Below are 17,087 nucleotides of genomic sequence, written 5' to 3'. Positions count from 1 at the left end.
AAATCAATTTAAAATGATAAACAAGAAAGGTATAACAGTAATACTTGCAGGTGTTAGTTTACTGTTGGGCGTTAGTTCCTGTAAACCGAAAAATGCCGGTAATGCTGTAAGCTCCGATGCGGCTGCAAAAACTTATGTTGCACCGGGCAAGTACGATGAGTTTTACAATTTTGTATCAGGAGGCTTTAGCGGCCAAATGAGTGTGTACGGATTACCAACGGGACGTTTACTCAGGGTAATTCCTGTTTTTTCGGTTGACCCGGAAAAAGGCTGGGGCTACAGCGAAGAAACCAAACCCATGCTCAACACTTCTCATGGTATGGTACCATGGGACGATCTGCACCACGTACAGGTTTCAAAAACAAATGGCGAGTATGACGGCAGATGGGTTTTTGGTAATGCTAACAACACACCACGTGTGGCACGTATTGATTTAAAAACTTTTCGTACCGCAGAGATCATTGAGTTACCCAACAGTGGTGGCAACCACTCTTCTCCTTTTATAACTGAAAATACAGAATACGTAGTAGCGGGTACCCGTTTCAGTGTACCACCCGATGATGCCAATGGCGATGTACCTATCAGCACTTACAAACAAAACTTTAAAGGCACCATAAGTTTTATAAGTGTATCAAAAGATGATGGCACAATGGATATTGCTTTTCAACTGCAATGCCCCGGAGTTAATTTTGATTTAAGCCGTGCCGGTAAAGGTGTGTCGCATGGCTGGTTTTTCTTTTCTACTTATAATACAGAGCAAGCCAATACCTTGCTGGAAGTAAATGCTTCGCAAAAAGATAAAGATTTTATTATGGCCGTAAACTGGAAGAAGGCTGAAGAATATATTAAAGCAGGTAAAGGCAGAAAACAATCTGTAAAATATGCACACAATGTTTACAGCGATGTTACCCATTCGGCAACATCAACTATAAAAACCGAAGTAACAGTTTTAGATGTAAAAGATTTTAAAGACCTGTGTTACTTTTTCCCTTGCCCCAAATCGCCGCATGGTTGCGATGTTAGCCCAACCGGCGAATATATTGTAGGCAGCGGAAAATTAGCCGCATTAATTCCGGTTTTTAGTTTTGATAAATTACAAAAAGCCATTGCTGCAAAAGATTATATTGGCGAGTTTGATGGCATACCCATTATTAAATACGAAAGTGTTTTATACGGCGAAGTAAAAAAACCGGGCCTTGGCCCTCTGCATACCGAGTTTGATAACAAAGGCAATGCTTATACTTCTATGTTTGTTTCTTCGGAAATTGTAAAGTGGAGTATTAAAGATTTAAAAGTTTTAGACAGGGCGCCTACTTATTATTCTGTTGGCCATTTAACTGTTGCAGGCGGCGATACTAAAACACCCAACGGAAAATATTTAGTAGCGTATAATAAAATTACAAAGGATCGGTTTTTACCAACAGGGCCCGAGCTTTCGCAAAGTGCACAGCTGTATGATATCAGTGGCGATAAAATGCAATTGATCTTAGATTATCCCACCATTGGCGAACCACACTATGCACAAATTGTGCCTGCAGATTTAATAAAAAACAAATCAGTGAAGTTTTTTAAAATGGAGGATAATAAAAACCCCTATTTTTCTAATGGCGAAGGACAAACGAAAGTAGTACGTGAAGGCAACAAAGTTCATGTGTATATGACCGCTATACGATCTCACCTTACACCCGATAATATTGAAGGTGTAAAAATGGGCGACGAAGTTTATTTTCACGTTACTAACCTGGAACAGGATTGGGATGTGCCGCATGGCTTTGCCATTAAAGGTGCCGCCAACGCAGAGTTATTAATTATGCCCGGCGAAACTCAAACATTAAAATGGAATCCGGACAGAGTAGGCATGTTCCCGATGTATTGTACTGATTTTTGCAGTGCATTGCACCAGGAAATGTCTGGTTATATAAGAGTGTCGCCAGCAGGAAGTAATGTTCCATTATTATTTTCTACGGGTAAAAATTATCCTAAGGCAGATACGGCAAATAAAAAATAAGTTTTGGTAAAATAAAAAAGGAGCAGGTTATTATGTCTGCTCCTTTTTAAAATTAGCGCAATAATTAAGTACAATGCAAACTTCACATTTACAAAATTGGGTAAGATTACTGTTGATACTTTGCGGAGCAGCATTAGTGGTGGTGTTATTTGTGCCCATGTGGAAAATAGATTTGCAGGCACCGCAATATCCCGAAGGATTAATGTTGTTAATATATCCAAATAAACTGGCAGGTAATGTGGATATTATAAATGGATTAAACCATTACATTGGCATGAAGACCTTGCATACCGAAGATTTTATGGAGTTTACAGTGTTGCCATATATCATAGGTTTTTTTGCAGCGGCTTTTATTGCTGTTGCTGTTACCAACCGAAAAAAAATGTTGTATGCACTGTGCTTTTTATTTGTTGTCTTTGGCATTTTAGCCATGTACGATTTTTGGCGTTGGGAATATAACTATGGCCACAATTTAGATCCCAATGCTGCCATCATTGTACCCGGCATGGCATATCAGCCACCATTAATTGGCTTTAAACAATTATTAAATTTTGGCGCTTACTCCATACCTCATATTGGTGGCTGGATTTTTTTAAGCGTGGGAATGCTATTGGTATTTTGTACGGTAATGGCCTGGAAAAAAAACAGCAAATCAATTCCGGTAAATAAATTATCAACTGCTGCAGCTGCGTTTTTTTTACTATTCGGTTTTGCCTCCTGCAATACAGGGCCGCAGCAAATAGCAATTGGTACCGATAATTGTTACTTCTGTAAAATGACCATCAGCGATGAACGGTTTGGTGCAGAAGTGGTAACGGCAAAAGGTAAAGTGTACAAGTTTGATGATGTGCATTGTGTAGTATCTTTTTTAAAAACAAATGAAGTAGCACCTGCCAAAGTAAAAGATATTTATCTTACCGATTTTTGCAGTAACCATCAACTCATCAATGTAAAACAAACGTTATTGTTAAAAAGCGATATTTTAAAAAGCCCTATGAATGGTAATATTGCTGCGTTTGATAACAGAGACAGTTTAATAAAAATGCAACAACGCTATCCCGGCAATACTATAGATTGGGCACAACTGGTACCACAGTGAAAAAATATATTTCTATATTGATCTTATTGCAGTTTTATTTTTTTGCAAATGCAAAAACAATTGTTGTTGCAAAAGATAAAGCCATTACAACCATTCAGCAGGCATTAGTTATTGCAGTTAATGGCGATACTATTTTAGTGCAGCCTGGTGTGTATCACGAAAAAAATATTATAATCAGTAAAACAATTTTTTTAATTGGCTTCAATAATCCCGTGCTGGATGGCGATAATAAATACGAGATCATTTCTGTAAAAGCAAATGGGGTGGTAATATCAGGATTTAAAATTATTAATTCGGGTGTATCAAGTATTGAGGATTATGCAGGCATAAAAATTTATAACTGCAGGGATGTGGTGATAAAAAATAATATTTTAGAAAATACTTTCTTTGGGATTTATGCACAAAACGCTATCAATTGCAGTATCGAAAAAAATGCTATCACGGCATTTAGTAAACAGGAGCAGCAAAGCGGTAATGGCATACATTGCTGGAAGGCCGACAGCCTGCGTATTATTGCCAATACCATCAGCGGGCACAGGGATGGAATTTATTTTGAGTTTGTAACCCACTCCATCGTATGGCGCAACACCTCAATTAATAACATGCGTTATGGCCTGCATTTTATGTTTAGTAACAATGATGCCTATATCACCAATATTTTTACCAATAATGGGGCTGGCGTGGCAGTAATGTTTTCTCACCATGTAAAAATGTTCAATAATTTTTTTGAAGAGAACTGGGGCGATGCCGCATATGGTTTACTGTTAAAAGAAATTGCCGACAGCTATATCGATAATAACCGCTTTACAAAAAATACTGCGGGTATACATATGGAAGGCGCCAGCCGCATCAGCATGCAAAAAAATGTTTTTGAAAATAATGGTTGGGCATTAAAGATTCAGGCAAGCTGTATGGATATTGTTTTAACCAATAATAATTTTATCAGCAATACATTTGATGTAGGTACCAATGGTAGTTTGGTATTGAATACGTTCAACAATAACTACTGGGATAAATACGACGGGTATGATTTAAACAAAGATAAAATTGGCGATATCCCTTACAGGCCGGTAAGTATGTACTCCATGATAATAGAACAAAATCCACCGGCCATGATGTTGTTCAGAAGTTTTATGACAACGCTGTTAGATAAAACAGAAAAAATTTTACCCACGCTAACACCAGAAAATTTAAAAGATGATTTTCCTTTAATGAAAGCTTTACCGTTATGATCATTGCAAGTAATGTTTCAAAAAAATTTGGCAAACTGCAGGCATTAGATAATGTTTCGGTAACCTGCAACAAAGGCGAATGCATTGCCCTGATTGGCCCAAACGGCAGTGGCAAAACCACTTTAATAAAAAGTATTTTGGGTATGGTGGTTTGCAACAGCGGCTTTATAACTTTTAATGGAAAAAATATTTTACACGACTGGCAATACCGTGCCCATATTGGTTATATGCCGCAAATTGGCCGCTACCCCGATAATATGACGATTGGGCAAATGCTGGATATGATGAAAGATATTCGCCGGCAAAAAAATATGGAGCTGGATGAAGAGCTGGTGCAGCAATTTAAATTAAACGAATTACTGCATAAAAGAATGAGAACATTATCGGGCGGTACCCGGCAAAAGGTAAGTGCGGCACTTGCATTTTTATTTAACCCCGATGTGTTGATACTGGATGAACCTACGGCGGGGCTTGACCCTGTGGCTGCCGAAATTTTAAAGGAAAAAATCATCAGCCAAAAAAAGAAAGGCAAACTGGTGTTGATCACCTCTCATATTTTAAGTGAGCTGGATGAATTGGTAACGCAAGTTATTTATATGCAGGAAGGTAAATTGATATTTCATAAAAGTATTGGAGATTTACGAGCCGATACCGGGCAGGAAAAATTATCGAAGGCAATTGCTGGAGTAATGTTGAAAATGCAATGATGAGATGAAGGTGAGTAAAATAAAATTATAAAAGTTGCCTGAAGCCTACATCGTAAGGTTTGGAACGGCTCATAAAATATACGGATGAAAAAAATTATCAAGTATGTGATCATTGATATACTGCGTAATAAAATTATGCTGGCCTATACTTTTTTTCTTTTATTAATTTCTTTAACTGTTTTTAATGTAGAAGATAATACGGCCAAAGGCTTATTAAGTTTACTCAATATTATTTTAATAATTGTGCCGCTGGTAAGCATTTTATTTTCGGCCATTTATGTGTACAACAGTGCCGAATTTTTAGAGTTGATGGTCAGCCAGCCGCTAAAAAGAAATACCATTTGGTTAAGTGTGTTTGCCGGCTTAGCCAGTTCTTTGGCATTAGCATTTTTTGTTGGCGCCGGTGTTCCTATTTTATTATACCAGCCCACTGCTACAGGATTGATGATGTTGGGCACAGGTTTATTACTCTCGGTAATTTTTGTGGCCATTGCCATGCTGGCTGCTGTAATTACCAGGGATAAAGCAAAAGGCATTGGTGTTACTATTTTGTTGTGGTTATATTTTTCTTTATTGTTTGACGGATTGGTGTTGTTTTTATTATTTCAATTTTCGGATTATCCTTTAGAAAAAGCCATGGTGGGTGTAAGTGTACTAAACCCGATTGATTTAAGCCGTATTTTAATTTTATTAAAAATGGATATATCGGCACTGATGGGATATACCGGTGCCATTTTTAAAAACTTTTTTGGTACTCAAACTGGTGTACTGTTGTCTTTTTTTGTTTTAATAATGTGGGTAGTATTGCCCACCTGGTTATCGCTGAGAAAATTTAACCGTAAAGACCTGTAATTATACACTTATCTAATACAAACGGTATTATCAATTTAAATGGATGTAAGCATTTTAAAAGTTACGCATAATTATAAATACAAACAAATGAAACGACACGAAGCACTGGCCCCACTTTCAAGAGATCATCACGAAGCTTTAATACTGGCGCAGCTGTTAAAACATGATGCACCCGTTTATAAAAACCTGCCCACTCAACCCAATGAAAAAGCGGCCTATGCAGTTAATTTTTTTACTACTCATTTACAAAAACATTTTTTGCAGGAAGAAAACATGCTGCAGAAAGTGAAAACCTATAACAAAGAAATAAAAAAATTAACCGAAGAAATAATAAACGAACACCAGTATTTAAAAACCATTTTTTTATCTCTTGACAAAGCAGATAATCTTTCTGTAACACTCGATGTACTGGGCACTGCATTGGAAAACCATATCCGAAAAGAAGAAAGAATTTTATTTCCTTTAATTCAACAACACTGCCCTGCCGAAATTTTAAATACGCTGGTGTTGTAAAAACCAAAAACCAGCAGTATGAAAAAAGATATAGAAACCATACAGGATATTCAACTGCTGGTAAATAGTTTTTACAATAAAGTTAAAGCCGATAAGACAATAGGATTTTTTTTTACCGATGTTGTGAAAGTGAACTGGGATAAACATTTGCCGGTAATGTATCATTTTTGGGAAAATGCTCTGTTTTATACCGGCACTTACGAAGGGAGCCCAATGGAAATACACAAAAACCTGCACAAAATTGCACCACTATCTGCCGAACATTTTAAACAATGGTTACACCTTTTTAATACCACGGTAGATGAATTGTTTAAAGGTAAAACAGCATCCCTTGCAAAACAAAGAGCGTTAAGTATTGCTACTGTTATGCAGGTAAAAATTATTTCAGAATATTCATCAGCCGATAAAATATATTAAACAAATAAAGCAGCAATACTTATTGCCACTTTTATCATTGGTTAAAAAATATACCGCATTTATTTTACAGCAGGTTGTAACAGCACAGCATCTATTACATAAACAATACCATTTGATGCTGGCACGGTAGCAATAACATTTGCCACACCATTTATCATCAGCTTGCCATCTTTTTTACTAATGGTGATGTTGCCGCCATTTACCTGGCCAATGCTTTGCCCGTCCTGCAGCATATCTTCTTTAAATACCCCAACAGAAACATGGTATTGTAATATGTCGGTTAGGTCATCTTTTTTCTCTGGCTTTAATAAACCATCCACTGTACCAGCCGGTAATTTTTCAAAAGCAGCATTAGTGGGTGCAAAAACTGTAAACGGTCCGGCATTACTTAATGCATTCACAAGATCGGCCGCTTTTACTGCAGCCACTAAAGTAGTATGATCTTTACTTCCTATTGCAACCTGTACTACGTTTTTAGCCGACTGATCATCCTGCACGGCCGATTGCCCGGCACCTGCTGCAGTATTTTCAGTTGAAGTTGCAGAAGTAGAAGTTTCAGTTGTACCGGCATTATTACAGGCCAGGAAAAAACTAAGCGAAGTAATTGCAGCGATAGTTTTTATTGTTCTTTTCATATCATCTTTTTTAGGTTTAAATAATGCCCTAAATATAGTTTGCAGTTATTTTTTTAAATATGATTGCAATCACAATTATAAAATAACAAGTTTAACCTTAATAAAAGAAGCAGTTCTTTTGGGTTCATCAAAAATGTATCAAATAAAACCTGATTAGGATCACATTTAAGCTTGATTATCGTCAGCAGTGCAAATGGTTACTCCTGCTAATTTTGAATTCAACAAAAAATAAAATCCTTGAGTGTATTATTCATTCTTATTGGCGTAAGCATACTGGTAGCAATATGTTTTTTAGCAGCCTTTTTGTGGAGCGTACAATCTGGCCAGTACGACGACGATTACACGCCTTCGGTGCGTATGCTTTTTGATGATACAAAATCCATCTCTTCACCAACAAACAGCGACTCAATAAAACTCAAAAAATAAAATATGCAGGTAGAAAAATTTTACTACGATAATAAGATCGTTAAAAACTTTGCTTATGCCACTGTACTGTGGGGTGCTGTAGGAATGCTGGTTGGCCTTTGGGTAGCTTTGCAATTAGTTTTTCCTGCCATGAATATTACGCAGTATGGATCCTTTGGCAGGCTGAGGCCTTTGCATACCAACGCAGTAATTTTTGCATTTGTGGGTAATGGTATTTTTATGGGTGTTTATTATTCTTTACAGCGTTTGTGCAAAGCAAGAATGTTTAGTGATAAACTGAGCAATATACATTTTTGGGGGTGGCAGTTTATTATTGTTGCGGCTGCAATTACACTTCCTATTGGCCTTACACAAGGTGCCGAATATGCTGAATTGATTTGGCCGATAGATTTGGCTATCACGGTTATTTGGGTGGTGTTTGGCTGGAATATGTTTGCCACCATTATTAAAAGAAGAGAAAAACATTTGTACGTAGCCATCTGGTTTTACATTGCCACATTTGTTACGGTTGCAGTTTTGCATTTAGTACGCTCAGGCGAATTGCCTTATACCTGGCTTAAAAGTTACAGTTGGTATTCTGGTGTGCAGGATGCGTTAGTGCAATGGTGGTACGGCCATAATGCGGTGGCTTTCTTTTTAACCACACCTTATTTGGGATTGATGTATTACTTTTTACCAAAAGCGGCTAACCGACCTGTTTATTCCTACCGGCTTTCCATCATTCACTTTTGGTCGTTAATATTTTTATACATCTGGGCAGGGCCACATCATTTATTATATACTGCATTACCTAATTGGGCGCAATCGCTGGGTATTGTATTTTCTTTGATGCTCATTTTCCCCAGTTGGGGCGGCATGATAAATGGTTTACTAACATTGCGTGGCGCATGGGACAGGGTACGGGATGATGTGATTTTAAAATTTATGGTAGTGGCTGTTACTGCGTATGGTATGGCAACTTTTGAAGGGCCGATGCTTTCTTTAAAAAGTGTAAGTGCCATTGCACATTATACCGATTGGATTGTAGCGCATGTACACGTGGGTGCTTTGGGCTGGAATGGTATGCTAACTTTTGGTGTGCTGTACTGGATAATTCCACGAATTTTTAAAACCACTTTGTATTCAAAAAAATTAGCCAGCTATCATTTTTGGTTAGCCACACTGGGTATTTTATTTTATGCTATACCCATGTACTGGGCCGGCATACAGCAAAGTTTAATGTGGAAACAATTTACTGAAGCCGGACAGTTAAAATATACATTTTTAGAAACAGTTACTTATATGAAACCATTCTATGCCATGCGCTCATTAGGAGGTTTGTTGTATTTGAGTGGTGTTTTATTTATGGTATATAATCTTTACAAAACAGTAAAGTCGGGCAAATTGGTTGCCAACGAAGAAGCAGAAGCAGCGCCATTACAAAAAGATTACACCGCACACAAAGGCGAACACTGGCACCGTTGGGTAGAAAGGAAACCTGTGCAGCTAATGCTTTTAAGTTTAGTAGTAATATTAATTGGAGGCATTATAGAGTTGGTACCCACATTTTTAATAAAAGAAAATGTACCTACCATCAGCAGTGTAAAGCCCTACACACCATTAGAGCTTGAAGGAAGAGATATTTATGTAAGAGAAGGATGCTACACCTGCCACTCTCAAATGATACGGCCATTCCGGAGCGAAACAGAACGCTATGGAGAATATTCAAAAGCGGGAGAATTTATTTACGATCACCCTTTTCAATGGGGAAGTAAACGAACCGGTCCCGATTTGGCAAGAGAAGGTGTGGGTAATTTAAAAAAATCAGACGGCTGGCACTTCCGGCATTTTCGTGAGCCTTCGTCTATGAGTGAGGGTTCTGTAATGCCTCCTTATGCATTTATGATTGATAATGTGTTGGATACTTCAACAACGATAGCAAAAATAAAAGCCATGCAAACATTGGGTGTGCCGTATCCAAAAGGGTACGAGTATCAGGCCATCAGCGATTTAAAAGCACAGGCAAATGGTATCCGTATCAATTTAAAAATTGAAGGCATACAGGTACCAGCCAACAGGGAAGTGATTGCATTGATCGCTTATATGCAAAGATTAGGAACAGATATCAGTAAAAATAAAACCGCTACTACAAATAAATAAGCAATGTTTAAATTCATAAAACAGTACGCTGAAACAATCAACAATGCCAATATATATCCCATGATATCATTGTTTATTTTCTTGATTTTTTTTATTGTGCTTTTAGTGCTGGTAAAAAAAATGGGCAAGGAAAGAGTAACCCAATTATCTAATCTTCCTTTTGATGAAGAAGAAGTTAATAACGCCACCAAATAAATTAATCAGTATGAAGTATATTAATTTAATACAGAAAAAGTTTGCACTGACTGCCATTTTTTTATTGCTATTAACTGTAGCTATGGCACAGGATAAAGCAGCTGCAACAGCAACTGCAGGTTACAACCAACTTGCCATTCTGTTAATAATAATGACGGTGGTGCTGGCTTTTGTAATTTATGGATTAGGCCAGGTACTGCTGGTATTAAGCAGACAAATGCTTGATAAAAATAAAAAAGAAAACAAAACTGCAGCTGCTTTAATTATGGTTGCATTATTGTTTATTTCACCGGCATGTTTTGCCACTGGCGATGTAGCAACCGATGCAGTAAAGGTTTTGCCTAATTTTGGAGGATTGTCTGCAACAAATTTTTACATGTTTGTTGTGGTTATTGCTGTAGAAGTTATTGCTATTTTATTTTTGGTATTTTCTATTAGAAGAGTGTATGCCGAATTGTTGCCTCAAAAAGAAATGGTACCAGGAAAGATTTCTCTGTTAAAAAATTGGTGGGTAAATATTGATAAAAAAATATTTACCAAAGCCGTACCTGTGGAGAAGGAAGCAGATGTAATGCTGGATCATAATTATGATGGCATACAGGAGTTGGATAACGCTTTACCGCCCTGGTGGAAGTATGGTTTTATAATAACCATTGTAATTGCATGTGTGTATCTTTTAAATTTTCATGTATTGGGTACCGGTAAAAACCCAACTGAAGAATATGTGGCAGAAATGCAAAGTGCAAAAAAAGAAATTGAAATATTTGAATCAAAAAATAAAGATAAGGTCGATGAAAGCAAAGTGCCCATGGCCGATGCAGCAGGGATAGCCATCGGGCTGCAATTGTTTGAGGCTAATTGTGTGGCATGCCACACTAAAAGCGGCGCAGGTAGTCAGGAGCCGGTAAGTGTGGGTCCTAATTTAGTTGACGAATATTGGATACACAAAGGCTCATTAAATGATATTTATACTACCATAAAAAACGGTTATCCTGATAAGGGTATGCAGGCGTGGAACTCTAAGTTTAATCCTAAAGAAATAAGCCAGCTGGCCAGTTATATAAAATCTATACGTGGTACAAAAGTACCCAACGCCAAATTACCACAGGGAGAAATGTATACAGAATCAGTGGCAGCAGATTCGGCAGCAACAGTTAAAACCGGTGCAGCTTTACCGAAAAATGCAACAGGGGTAATTGTAAAAGATTCTGCAAAGCAATAATAATTAAGCAGCAGTAGTAAATGCAGCAAATATAATTATGGAAGAAACTATTGTACAGGATAAAAAAGGAAGTTTCAGGGATACTGTTGCCACCATTACCAAGGAGGGGGGCAGAAATTTCATTAATCCCAAAAAACCAAAAGGCAAATTATATAATTTAAGAACACGGTTCAGTATTTTTTATTTAATTATTTTTTTTACACTTCCTTTTATAAAAGTAAATGATGCACCATTATTAATGCTGAATATACTGGAAAGGAAGTTCATCATTTTTGGATTAATTTTTTGGCCGCAGGATTTTTTTATTTTCGGGATTGCAATGCTTACGTTTGTAGTTTTTGTTATTTTATTTACTGTAGTTTTTGGCAGGATATTTTGCGGCTGGGCCTGCCCGCAAACCATTTTTATGGAAATGGTTTTTCGAAAAATTGAATACTGGATCGATGGCGATTCAACCAGGCAAAAGCAATTAAAAACAATGCCATGGAATGCGGAGAAAATTAAAAAACGGGGTATAAAGTTTATAATATTCTTTAGCCTCTCTTTTATTATAGCTAATTTTTTTTTGGCTTATCTTATTAGTATGGATGAGTTGCTGGGATATTTACAAAATCCTTCGGCACACATTGCTACACTCATTTCTTTACTAATTTTTACCACTGTTTTTTTCTTTGTGTATTGGTGGTTCAGGGAGCAGGCATGCATTGTGGTTTGCCCTTACGGCAGGTTGCAGGGTGTGTTACTCGATAAAAATTCAATTGTTGTAGCTTATGATTACCAGCGTGGCGAGCCTAGGGGTAAATTAAAAAAAGCAAATGATCACGATTGTAAATGTACAGATTGCAAAGAGGAAGGAGCCTGTAAAAGTATTGCAGCTAAGTTTGAAGCTATTGTTCCGAAGGGTGATTGCATTGACTGCTTTGCCTGTGTACGTGTTTGCCCAACAGGTATTGATATCAGGAACGGAACACAATTAGAATGCGTAAACTGCACGGCCTGTATTGATGCCTGTGATGCAATTATGACCAGCATTGAAAAATCTAAAGGTTTAATTCGCTATGCATCAGAGAATAGTATTCTTGAAAAAGTGAAATTAAAATTTACACCAAGGATAAAAGCTTATACAGCGGTCCTTACTTTGTTATTGTCGCTATTAGTTTTTCTTTTAGTTAGCCGTACAGATTTAGATGCAAGATTAATGCGTACTGCAGGTATGACTTTTACCACATTACCTGACGGTAGGATAAGTAACCTGTACAATTTAAAGCTTACCAATAAAACACATAAAAATATTCCATTTACATTAAAGCCGGAAAATTTTAAAGGCGAAATTCAATATGTGGGCAGCAGCAGTTTAACAGTAAAAAAAGAAGCTTATGCTCAACTGCAGTTTTTTGTAAAACTAAACCGTAACGATGTTAAAAGCTGGAAAACTGAATTGCAAATTGGGATGTATCAGGATGGAAAAAAAATAAAAACTATTACGGCTAAATTTATTGGTCCGGAAATTTATAACTAAAAAATAATAGGCAAACATGCTGGTTGTTAGCCAGAGTTTGTTGAAGGCTAGATTTTTAAATTTAAATATTTTATTATGAACTGGGGGTATAAAATACTTTTTGTTTACGGCATATTTATAGCTGGCATTTTATTTATGGTTTTTAAATCATCAACCCAAAAAATGGATTTGGTAACTACTGATTATTATGCCAAAGAATTAAAGTACCAGGAAAAAATTGACGAAGCCAATCGTGTGAGTGCTTTGTCAGAAGAAATCCGTTATCAAGTAAAAGATAAGGAGATTGCAATATATTTCCCCAAAGATTTTTTAGGAAAAAAAATAACTGGTATAGTAAATTTATATTGCCCTTCTGATGCACAAAAAGATATAACACAAAATTTTTTGTTACTGGATGAAGCCTTGACAATACCAACTAGTAATAAGGGTCAGTTTGAATTACACATCAACTGCCAGGCAAATGGTATTACTTATTATTTTGAAAAGAAAATATTTATTGATTAACAGTTATGGTACAATTAATACTTGTTGCATTTACAATGGGATTGCTGGGCAGCTTTCACTGCGTGGGTATGTGTGGGCCATTAGCCTTATCGCTGCCATTAAACAGTGATAGTTTTTGGAGTAAGTTTTCGGGCTCTTTATTATACAATGCAGGCCGCATTGTTACTTACTCCGTATTTGGTTTAGTGTTTGGCGCCATTGGTAAAAGCGTGGCATTGTTTGGTTACCAGCAGTGGTTATCTATACTGTTAGGGATACTCATTATTTTTTTTATTATCCTGCCCAAACGCATTGCTTTATTTAAAAAAAATAATATTGTACTTCAGTTTCTGGAAAAATTACGGGCTTCTTTAGGGCAACTTTTTTTGAAAAAAAATTACGCTTCTTTATTTTCAATAGGATTATTAAATGGCCTGTTGCCATGCGGTTTAGTGTATATGGCAGCAGCCGGTGCTGTGGCCACCGGTGATATAGTGCACAGTATTTTTTTTATGGCATTTTTTGGGTTAGGCACACTGCCTATGATGTGGAGTATTGCTTTTTTTGGCAATTATGTAAGCATTGGTATCAGGCAGAAAATTCGCAAAGCGTATCCTTATATGATGATGTTGATGGCCTGCTTGCTTATTTTAAGGGGTATGGGTTTGGGCATTCCGTATATAAGCCCTAAAGTTAATGTTGAGAAAAAAGAAGTACTGCGTTGTTGTACAATACCTGATTAAATTCAGTGAATGGTATGACGGCGATTTGTAAAAACTGAGATAAATAAAAGTATTTTTATTTTATTTATGATTATTAAAATTGAATACAAACCATTTATTGTTAGTTAAATGACCAATAGTTACATATCTAAGTTAGATCAGTATCACCACGAACATCTTACCTGGGAGAGGATGCTTGATTTTTTTAAACAGGAGAATGCGTTTTTAAAGACCCGTTTGTCGCAGGTATTAGACCGTAAAATTGACAAGGAGTTTCTTGCCCTGGCGGAACAATTTCAAAACCAATTTATAATAAAAGATGATTTTATCGATGAATTAAAACACGATATTAATGAAATGGAAAGATCAGTAAAAGAAAGTACGGTTGCGTTGAAAATTGTACCAGATATAAAGGCAGAGGCAAAGCATAATAAATTACGCAACGAAATGGAGTATTTAGAAAAAAACTTTGCCCAGTTAAAAAATGAATTCAATAAATACCTGGTTTCAGTATTATAACAAGCTTTTAATTTAAAAGGGCAACTAATTTTTTCTCGTTTACAATAGAAATATTACCATCTTTAATCTCTATAAGTTTTTCACTTTTAAAATCACTGAGTGTACGTATTAGCGACTCAGTAGCAGTACCTGCAATATTGGCCAGATCTTCACGGGAAATATGCATTGAAAAAACAGCGTCGCCTTCTTTTTTGTATTTTTTCTGTAAAGTAATCAGCGCATCAGCCACTCTTTTTCTTAAAGAATTATAAGCAATGCCTAATAACTGTTCTTCCTTTTCAGAAACGTTTTTTGCCAGCAGCTGTATAAATTTTTTCTGTACACCGCTATTGGAATGCATCAGTTTTTCAAAATCTTCCTTTGATATTACGGTAATCTCGGCATCTTCAATGGCTTCTGCATTTTCTTTGTAAGCCGATTCTTCTAGCAGGGCAGTATAGCCCAAAAAATCGCCTTCGTTAAAAAGTCCCACGGTTAATTCTTTTCCATCATCATTGGTTTTAAAAGTTTTTACTTTACCTTTTTCAATGTAAAACAATCGTACAGGATGATTTCCTTCGGTATAAATAAGTTGTTTCTTTTTATAATGGTTTACGTTGCCACTTTCGGTAAGGTGCTGCAGGGCATTCTTTCCGCCAAACTCATTAAGCATTTGTTGTATACCGTCTGTATTGGCTTGGTATTCTTTTTTTAATAATTGCGCTTTACGCAGGCGGTTTTCAATTGCATTCAATAATTCTATATCGCTAAAAGGTTTGGTTATATAATCATCTGCACCCATTTCCATTCCTTTTCTAAAATCGCTGCGTTCTGCTTTAGCGGTTAAAAAAATAAAAGGTATGCCTGTTAATTCCGGATTTTTATTAATCAGGTGCAATACACCATAGCCATCCAGCACCGGCATCATTACATCGCAAATGATCAGGTCAGCTTTTTTTTGAAGGGCAATTTCAATACCTCGTTTTCCATTTTCGGCAGTAGCAACAGTGTAGCCTGCCAACTGCAATATCTCTGCTGTATTTTCTCTCAGTTCGTCATTATCTTCAATAAGCAGTAAATGGTTCATAAAAAAAATATTTCGTTTACAAAATTATGATGAAGTAAATTTAATAATAAATTCTGTTCCCTTTTCCAATTCACTGTTATAAGAAATCTGTCCATCCATTAATTCGATATACTTACTTACAATGTGAAGCCCTAAACCGGTGCCTTGTATATTAGCAGCATTAGTGCCTCTGAAAAAGCGTTCAAATAAATGCTCCTGGTCTTCTTTCGAAATTCCCAATCCGCTGTCTCTTACTGAAATAATAATTTCCTGATCATTAGCAGTGGTTGTTATTGTAATTGTTCCATTCTCTAAAGTAAATTTTATTGCGTTAGACAACAGGTTAAGAATTATGTTCCTCAATAGGGAAGGATCCAGGTCAACCACTTCGTTGCCATGATGTGTATAATTGATCCGCTGACCGCTTTTTACCAGATTTCGCATTTCTGCACAAACAGTTTCCAGTAATTCTTTAATATTAAAATGAGAATAGTGTGCAATAATTTTTCCATCTTCTATTTTGCCTATAGATAAAAATTCATTGAGCAAATCGGTAAGATTGCTCACAGATGTTTTTATACGGTTAATATGTTTATCCCTGTTTTCCTGCTGAGCAGTTTCGGTATATTTTGCCACTAAAGATGCAGAGGAAAGTATAGTGCTTAATGGTGTTCTGAATTCATGCGAAGCCATTGAAACAAAACGGCTTTTTAAATCGCTCAATTCTTTTTCCTTGCTTAATGCTTTGGTCAGTTCTTCTTTTGAATTTTGTAATTGTAATAACGTTTCCTGTAACTGCTCTGTGCGTAATTCTACTTTTTGTTCAAGGTCATTATTCAGTTCTTCTATCTTTAAATTAATATCTGCCAGCTGCTCTTTTTGCTGAATAACAGCATTTTCAATTTCCTTTCGTTTGGTTATATCACTAATAAATGCGATGGCAAAATTTCCATCATCAGCAGTGTAATGGCTTAAACTTATTTCTACAGGTATTTCTGTACCATCTTTTTTTACTCCAAACAAATCTTTACCAATACCCATTGGCCTGCGTTCAGGTTTTTTACTGTAATGGGCCAGGTGCTGGGTATGTTTATGATGATACCGTTGTGGAATCAACGTTTCAACTGGTTTACCAATTATATCGTCAGGCGTTTCATATCCAAACTGCAACAGTAAAAAATTATTAGCAAGTATAATTTCACCCCTGGCATCAATAACCAATATGCCCATTGATGCATATTGAAACAGGGCTTCAAATTTTTCTTTTTCTTTTAAAAGATTATGTGCTGAAGTAGATATTAATTTGTTATATTTTTCCACTTTTTATTTTTAAGCATGCCGGCAAAGTATTAAA

At 36.3% G+C, this 17,087-nt stretch carries 18 protein-coding genes; 15 read left to right on the top strand and 3 right to left on the bottom strand.

What is annotated here, in order from left to right:
* Nucleotides 1–13: 13 nt before the first annotated feature.
* From nosZ to ACY651_RS05610, 7 genes are all read left to right on the top strand, one after another.
* Nucleotides 14–2,008 (top strand): Sec-dependent nitrous-oxide reductase, encoded by a 1,995-nt coding sequence (nosZ, locus tag ACY651_RS05640; RefSeq protein ID WP_462250585.1) that lies wholly within the window; start codon nucleotides 14–16, stop codon nucleotides 2,006–2,008.
* Between the two features lie 73 nt (nucleotides 2,009–2,081).
* Nucleotides 2,082–3,107, top strand: a complete 1,026-nt coding sequence (locus ACY651_RS05635) for a nitrous oxide reductase accessory protein NosL (RefSeq protein ID WP_462250583.1) — start codon at nucleotides 2,082–2,084, stop codon at nucleotides 3,105–3,107.
* A complete protein-coding gene (locus ACY651_RS05630) occupies nucleotides 3,104–4,339 on the top strand; it encodes a nitrous oxide reductase family maturation protein NosD (RefSeq protein WP_462250581.1) in 1,236 nt (411 codons plus the stop codon). Before ACY651_RS05635 ends, ACY651_RS05630 begins: the two co-directional genes overlap by 4 nt.
* On the top strand, nucleotides 4,336–5,046 hold the full coding sequence (locus tag ACY651_RS05625) for an ABC transporter ATP-binding protein (protein WP_462250579.1): 711 nt from the start codon (nucleotides 4,336–4,338) through the stop codon (nucleotides 5,044–5,046). Before ACY651_RS05630 ends, ACY651_RS05625 begins: the two co-directional genes overlap by 4 nt.
* 84 nt (nucleotides 5,047–5,130) lie before the next feature.
* Nucleotides 5,131–5,898: an ABC transporter permease gene (locus tag ACY651_RS05620; protein WP_462250577.1), complete on the top strand. Its 768-nt coding sequence runs from the start codon at nucleotides 5,131–5,133 to the stop codon at nucleotides 5,896–5,898.
* Between the two features lie 87 nt (nucleotides 5,899–5,985).
* On the top strand, nucleotides 5,986–6,411 hold the full coding sequence (locus ACY651_RS05615; RefSeq protein ID WP_462250575.1) for a hemerythrin domain-containing protein: 426 nt from the start codon (nucleotides 5,986–5,988) through the stop codon (nucleotides 6,409–6,411).
* Between the two features lie 18 nt (nucleotides 6,412–6,429).
* Nucleotides 6,430–6,828 carry a group III truncated hemoglobin gene (locus ACY651_RS05610; RefSeq protein WP_462250573.1) on the top strand — a complete coding sequence of 133 codons (399 nt, stop codon included), beginning with the start codon at nucleotides 6,430–6,432 and terminating at the stop codon, nucleotides 6,826–6,828.
* Nucleotides 6,829–6,887: 59 nt separating this feature from the next.
* Here the strand turns inward: ACY651_RS05610 and ACY651_RS05605 are convergent, their stop codons facing one another.
* The gene (locus ACY651_RS05605; protein ID WP_462250571.1) at nucleotides 6,888–7,463 is read right to left on the bottom strand and encodes a fasciclin domain-containing protein; all 576 of its coding nucleotides are present in this window, start codon (nucleotides 7,461–7,463) and stop codon (nucleotides 6,888–6,890) included.
* A gap of 237 nt (nucleotides 7,464–7,700) precedes the next feature.
* Between ACY651_RS05605 and ccoS the strand changes: the two genes are divergently transcribed.
* The 8 genes from ccoS to ACY651_RS05565 all read left to right on the top strand — a co-directional run bounded on the left by ccoS (nucleotide 7,701) and on the right by ACY651_RS05565 (nucleotide 14,688).
* Nucleotides 7,701–7,889, top strand: a complete 189-nt coding sequence (ccoS, locus tag ACY651_RS05600; protein WP_462250569.1) for a cbb3-type cytochrome oxidase assembly protein CcoS — start codon at nucleotides 7,701–7,703, stop codon at nucleotides 7,887–7,889.
* Between the two features lie 3 nt (nucleotides 7,890–7,892).
* Nucleotides 7,893–10,028 carry a cytochrome-c oxidase, cbb3-type subunit I gene (gene ccoN, locus ACY651_RS05595; protein ID WP_462250567.1) on the top strand — a complete coding sequence of 712 codons (2,136 nt, stop codon included), beginning with the start codon at nucleotides 7,893–7,895 and terminating at the stop codon, nucleotides 10,026–10,028.
* Nucleotides 10,029–10,088: 60 nt separating this feature from the next.
* On the top strand, nucleotides 10,089–10,223 hold the full coding sequence (locus ACY651_RS05590; protein ID WP_462250565.1) for a hypothetical protein: 135 nt from the start codon (nucleotides 10,089–10,091) through the stop codon (nucleotides 10,221–10,223).
* Nucleotides 10,224–10,233: 10 nt separating this feature from the next.
* Nucleotides 10,234–11,445: a cbb3-type cytochrome c oxidase N-terminal domain-containing protein gene (locus ACY651_RS05585; RefSeq protein ID WP_462250563.1), complete on the top strand. Its 1,212-nt coding sequence runs from the start codon at nucleotides 10,234–10,236 to the stop codon at nucleotides 11,443–11,445.
* Nucleotides 11,446–11,482: 37 nt separating this feature from the next.
* Entirely contained in the window at nucleotides 11,483–12,964 is a 1,482-nt protein-coding gene (gene ccoG / locus ACY651_RS05580; protein ID WP_462250561.1) for a cytochrome c oxidase accessory protein CcoG, read from the top strand.
* Nucleotides 12,965–13,039: 75 nt separating this feature from the next.
* Nucleotides 13,040–13,468 (top strand): FixH family protein, encoded by a 429-nt coding sequence (locus tag ACY651_RS05575; protein WP_462250559.1) that lies wholly within the window; start codon nucleotides 13,040–13,042, stop codon nucleotides 13,466–13,468.
* Nucleotides 13,469–13,473: 5 nt separating this feature from the next.
* A complete protein-coding gene (locus ACY651_RS05570; RefSeq protein ID WP_462250557.1) occupies nucleotides 13,474–14,190 on the top strand; it encodes a sulfite exporter TauE/SafE family protein in 717 nt (238 codons plus the stop codon).
* A gap of 108 nt (nucleotides 14,191–14,298) precedes the next feature.
* On the top strand, nucleotides 14,299–14,688 hold the full coding sequence (locus ACY651_RS05565; RefSeq protein WP_462250555.1) for a hypothetical protein: 390 nt from the start codon (nucleotides 14,299–14,301) through the stop codon (nucleotides 14,686–14,688).
* Between the two features lie 7 nt (nucleotides 14,689–14,695).
* On the opposite strand, the gene ACY651_RS05560 is transcribed toward ACY651_RS05565, so the two are convergent.
* A complete protein-coding gene (locus tag ACY651_RS05560; RefSeq protein ID WP_462250553.1) occupies nucleotides 14,696–15,754 on the bottom strand; it encodes a response regulator in 1,059 nt (352 codons plus the stop codon).
* A 24-nt stretch (nucleotides 15,755–15,778) separates the two neighbouring features.
* Complete coding sequence (locus ACY651_RS05555; RefSeq protein WP_462250551.1) at nucleotides 15,779–17,053, bottom strand: PAS domain-containing sensor histidine kinase; 1,275 nt, start codon at nucleotides 17,051–17,053, stop codon at nucleotides 15,779–15,781.
* Nucleotides 17,054–17,087: the final 34 nt, after the last annotated feature.

This window comes from Ferruginibacter sp., from assembly GCF_031391665.1.
Lineage (GTDB): Bacteria > Bacteroidota > Bacteroidia > Chitinophagales > Chitinophagaceae > Ferruginibacter.
The sequence above is the reverse complement of the archived record's forward strand: the minus strand, read 5'-3'. Positions and strand labels throughout refer to the sequence as shown.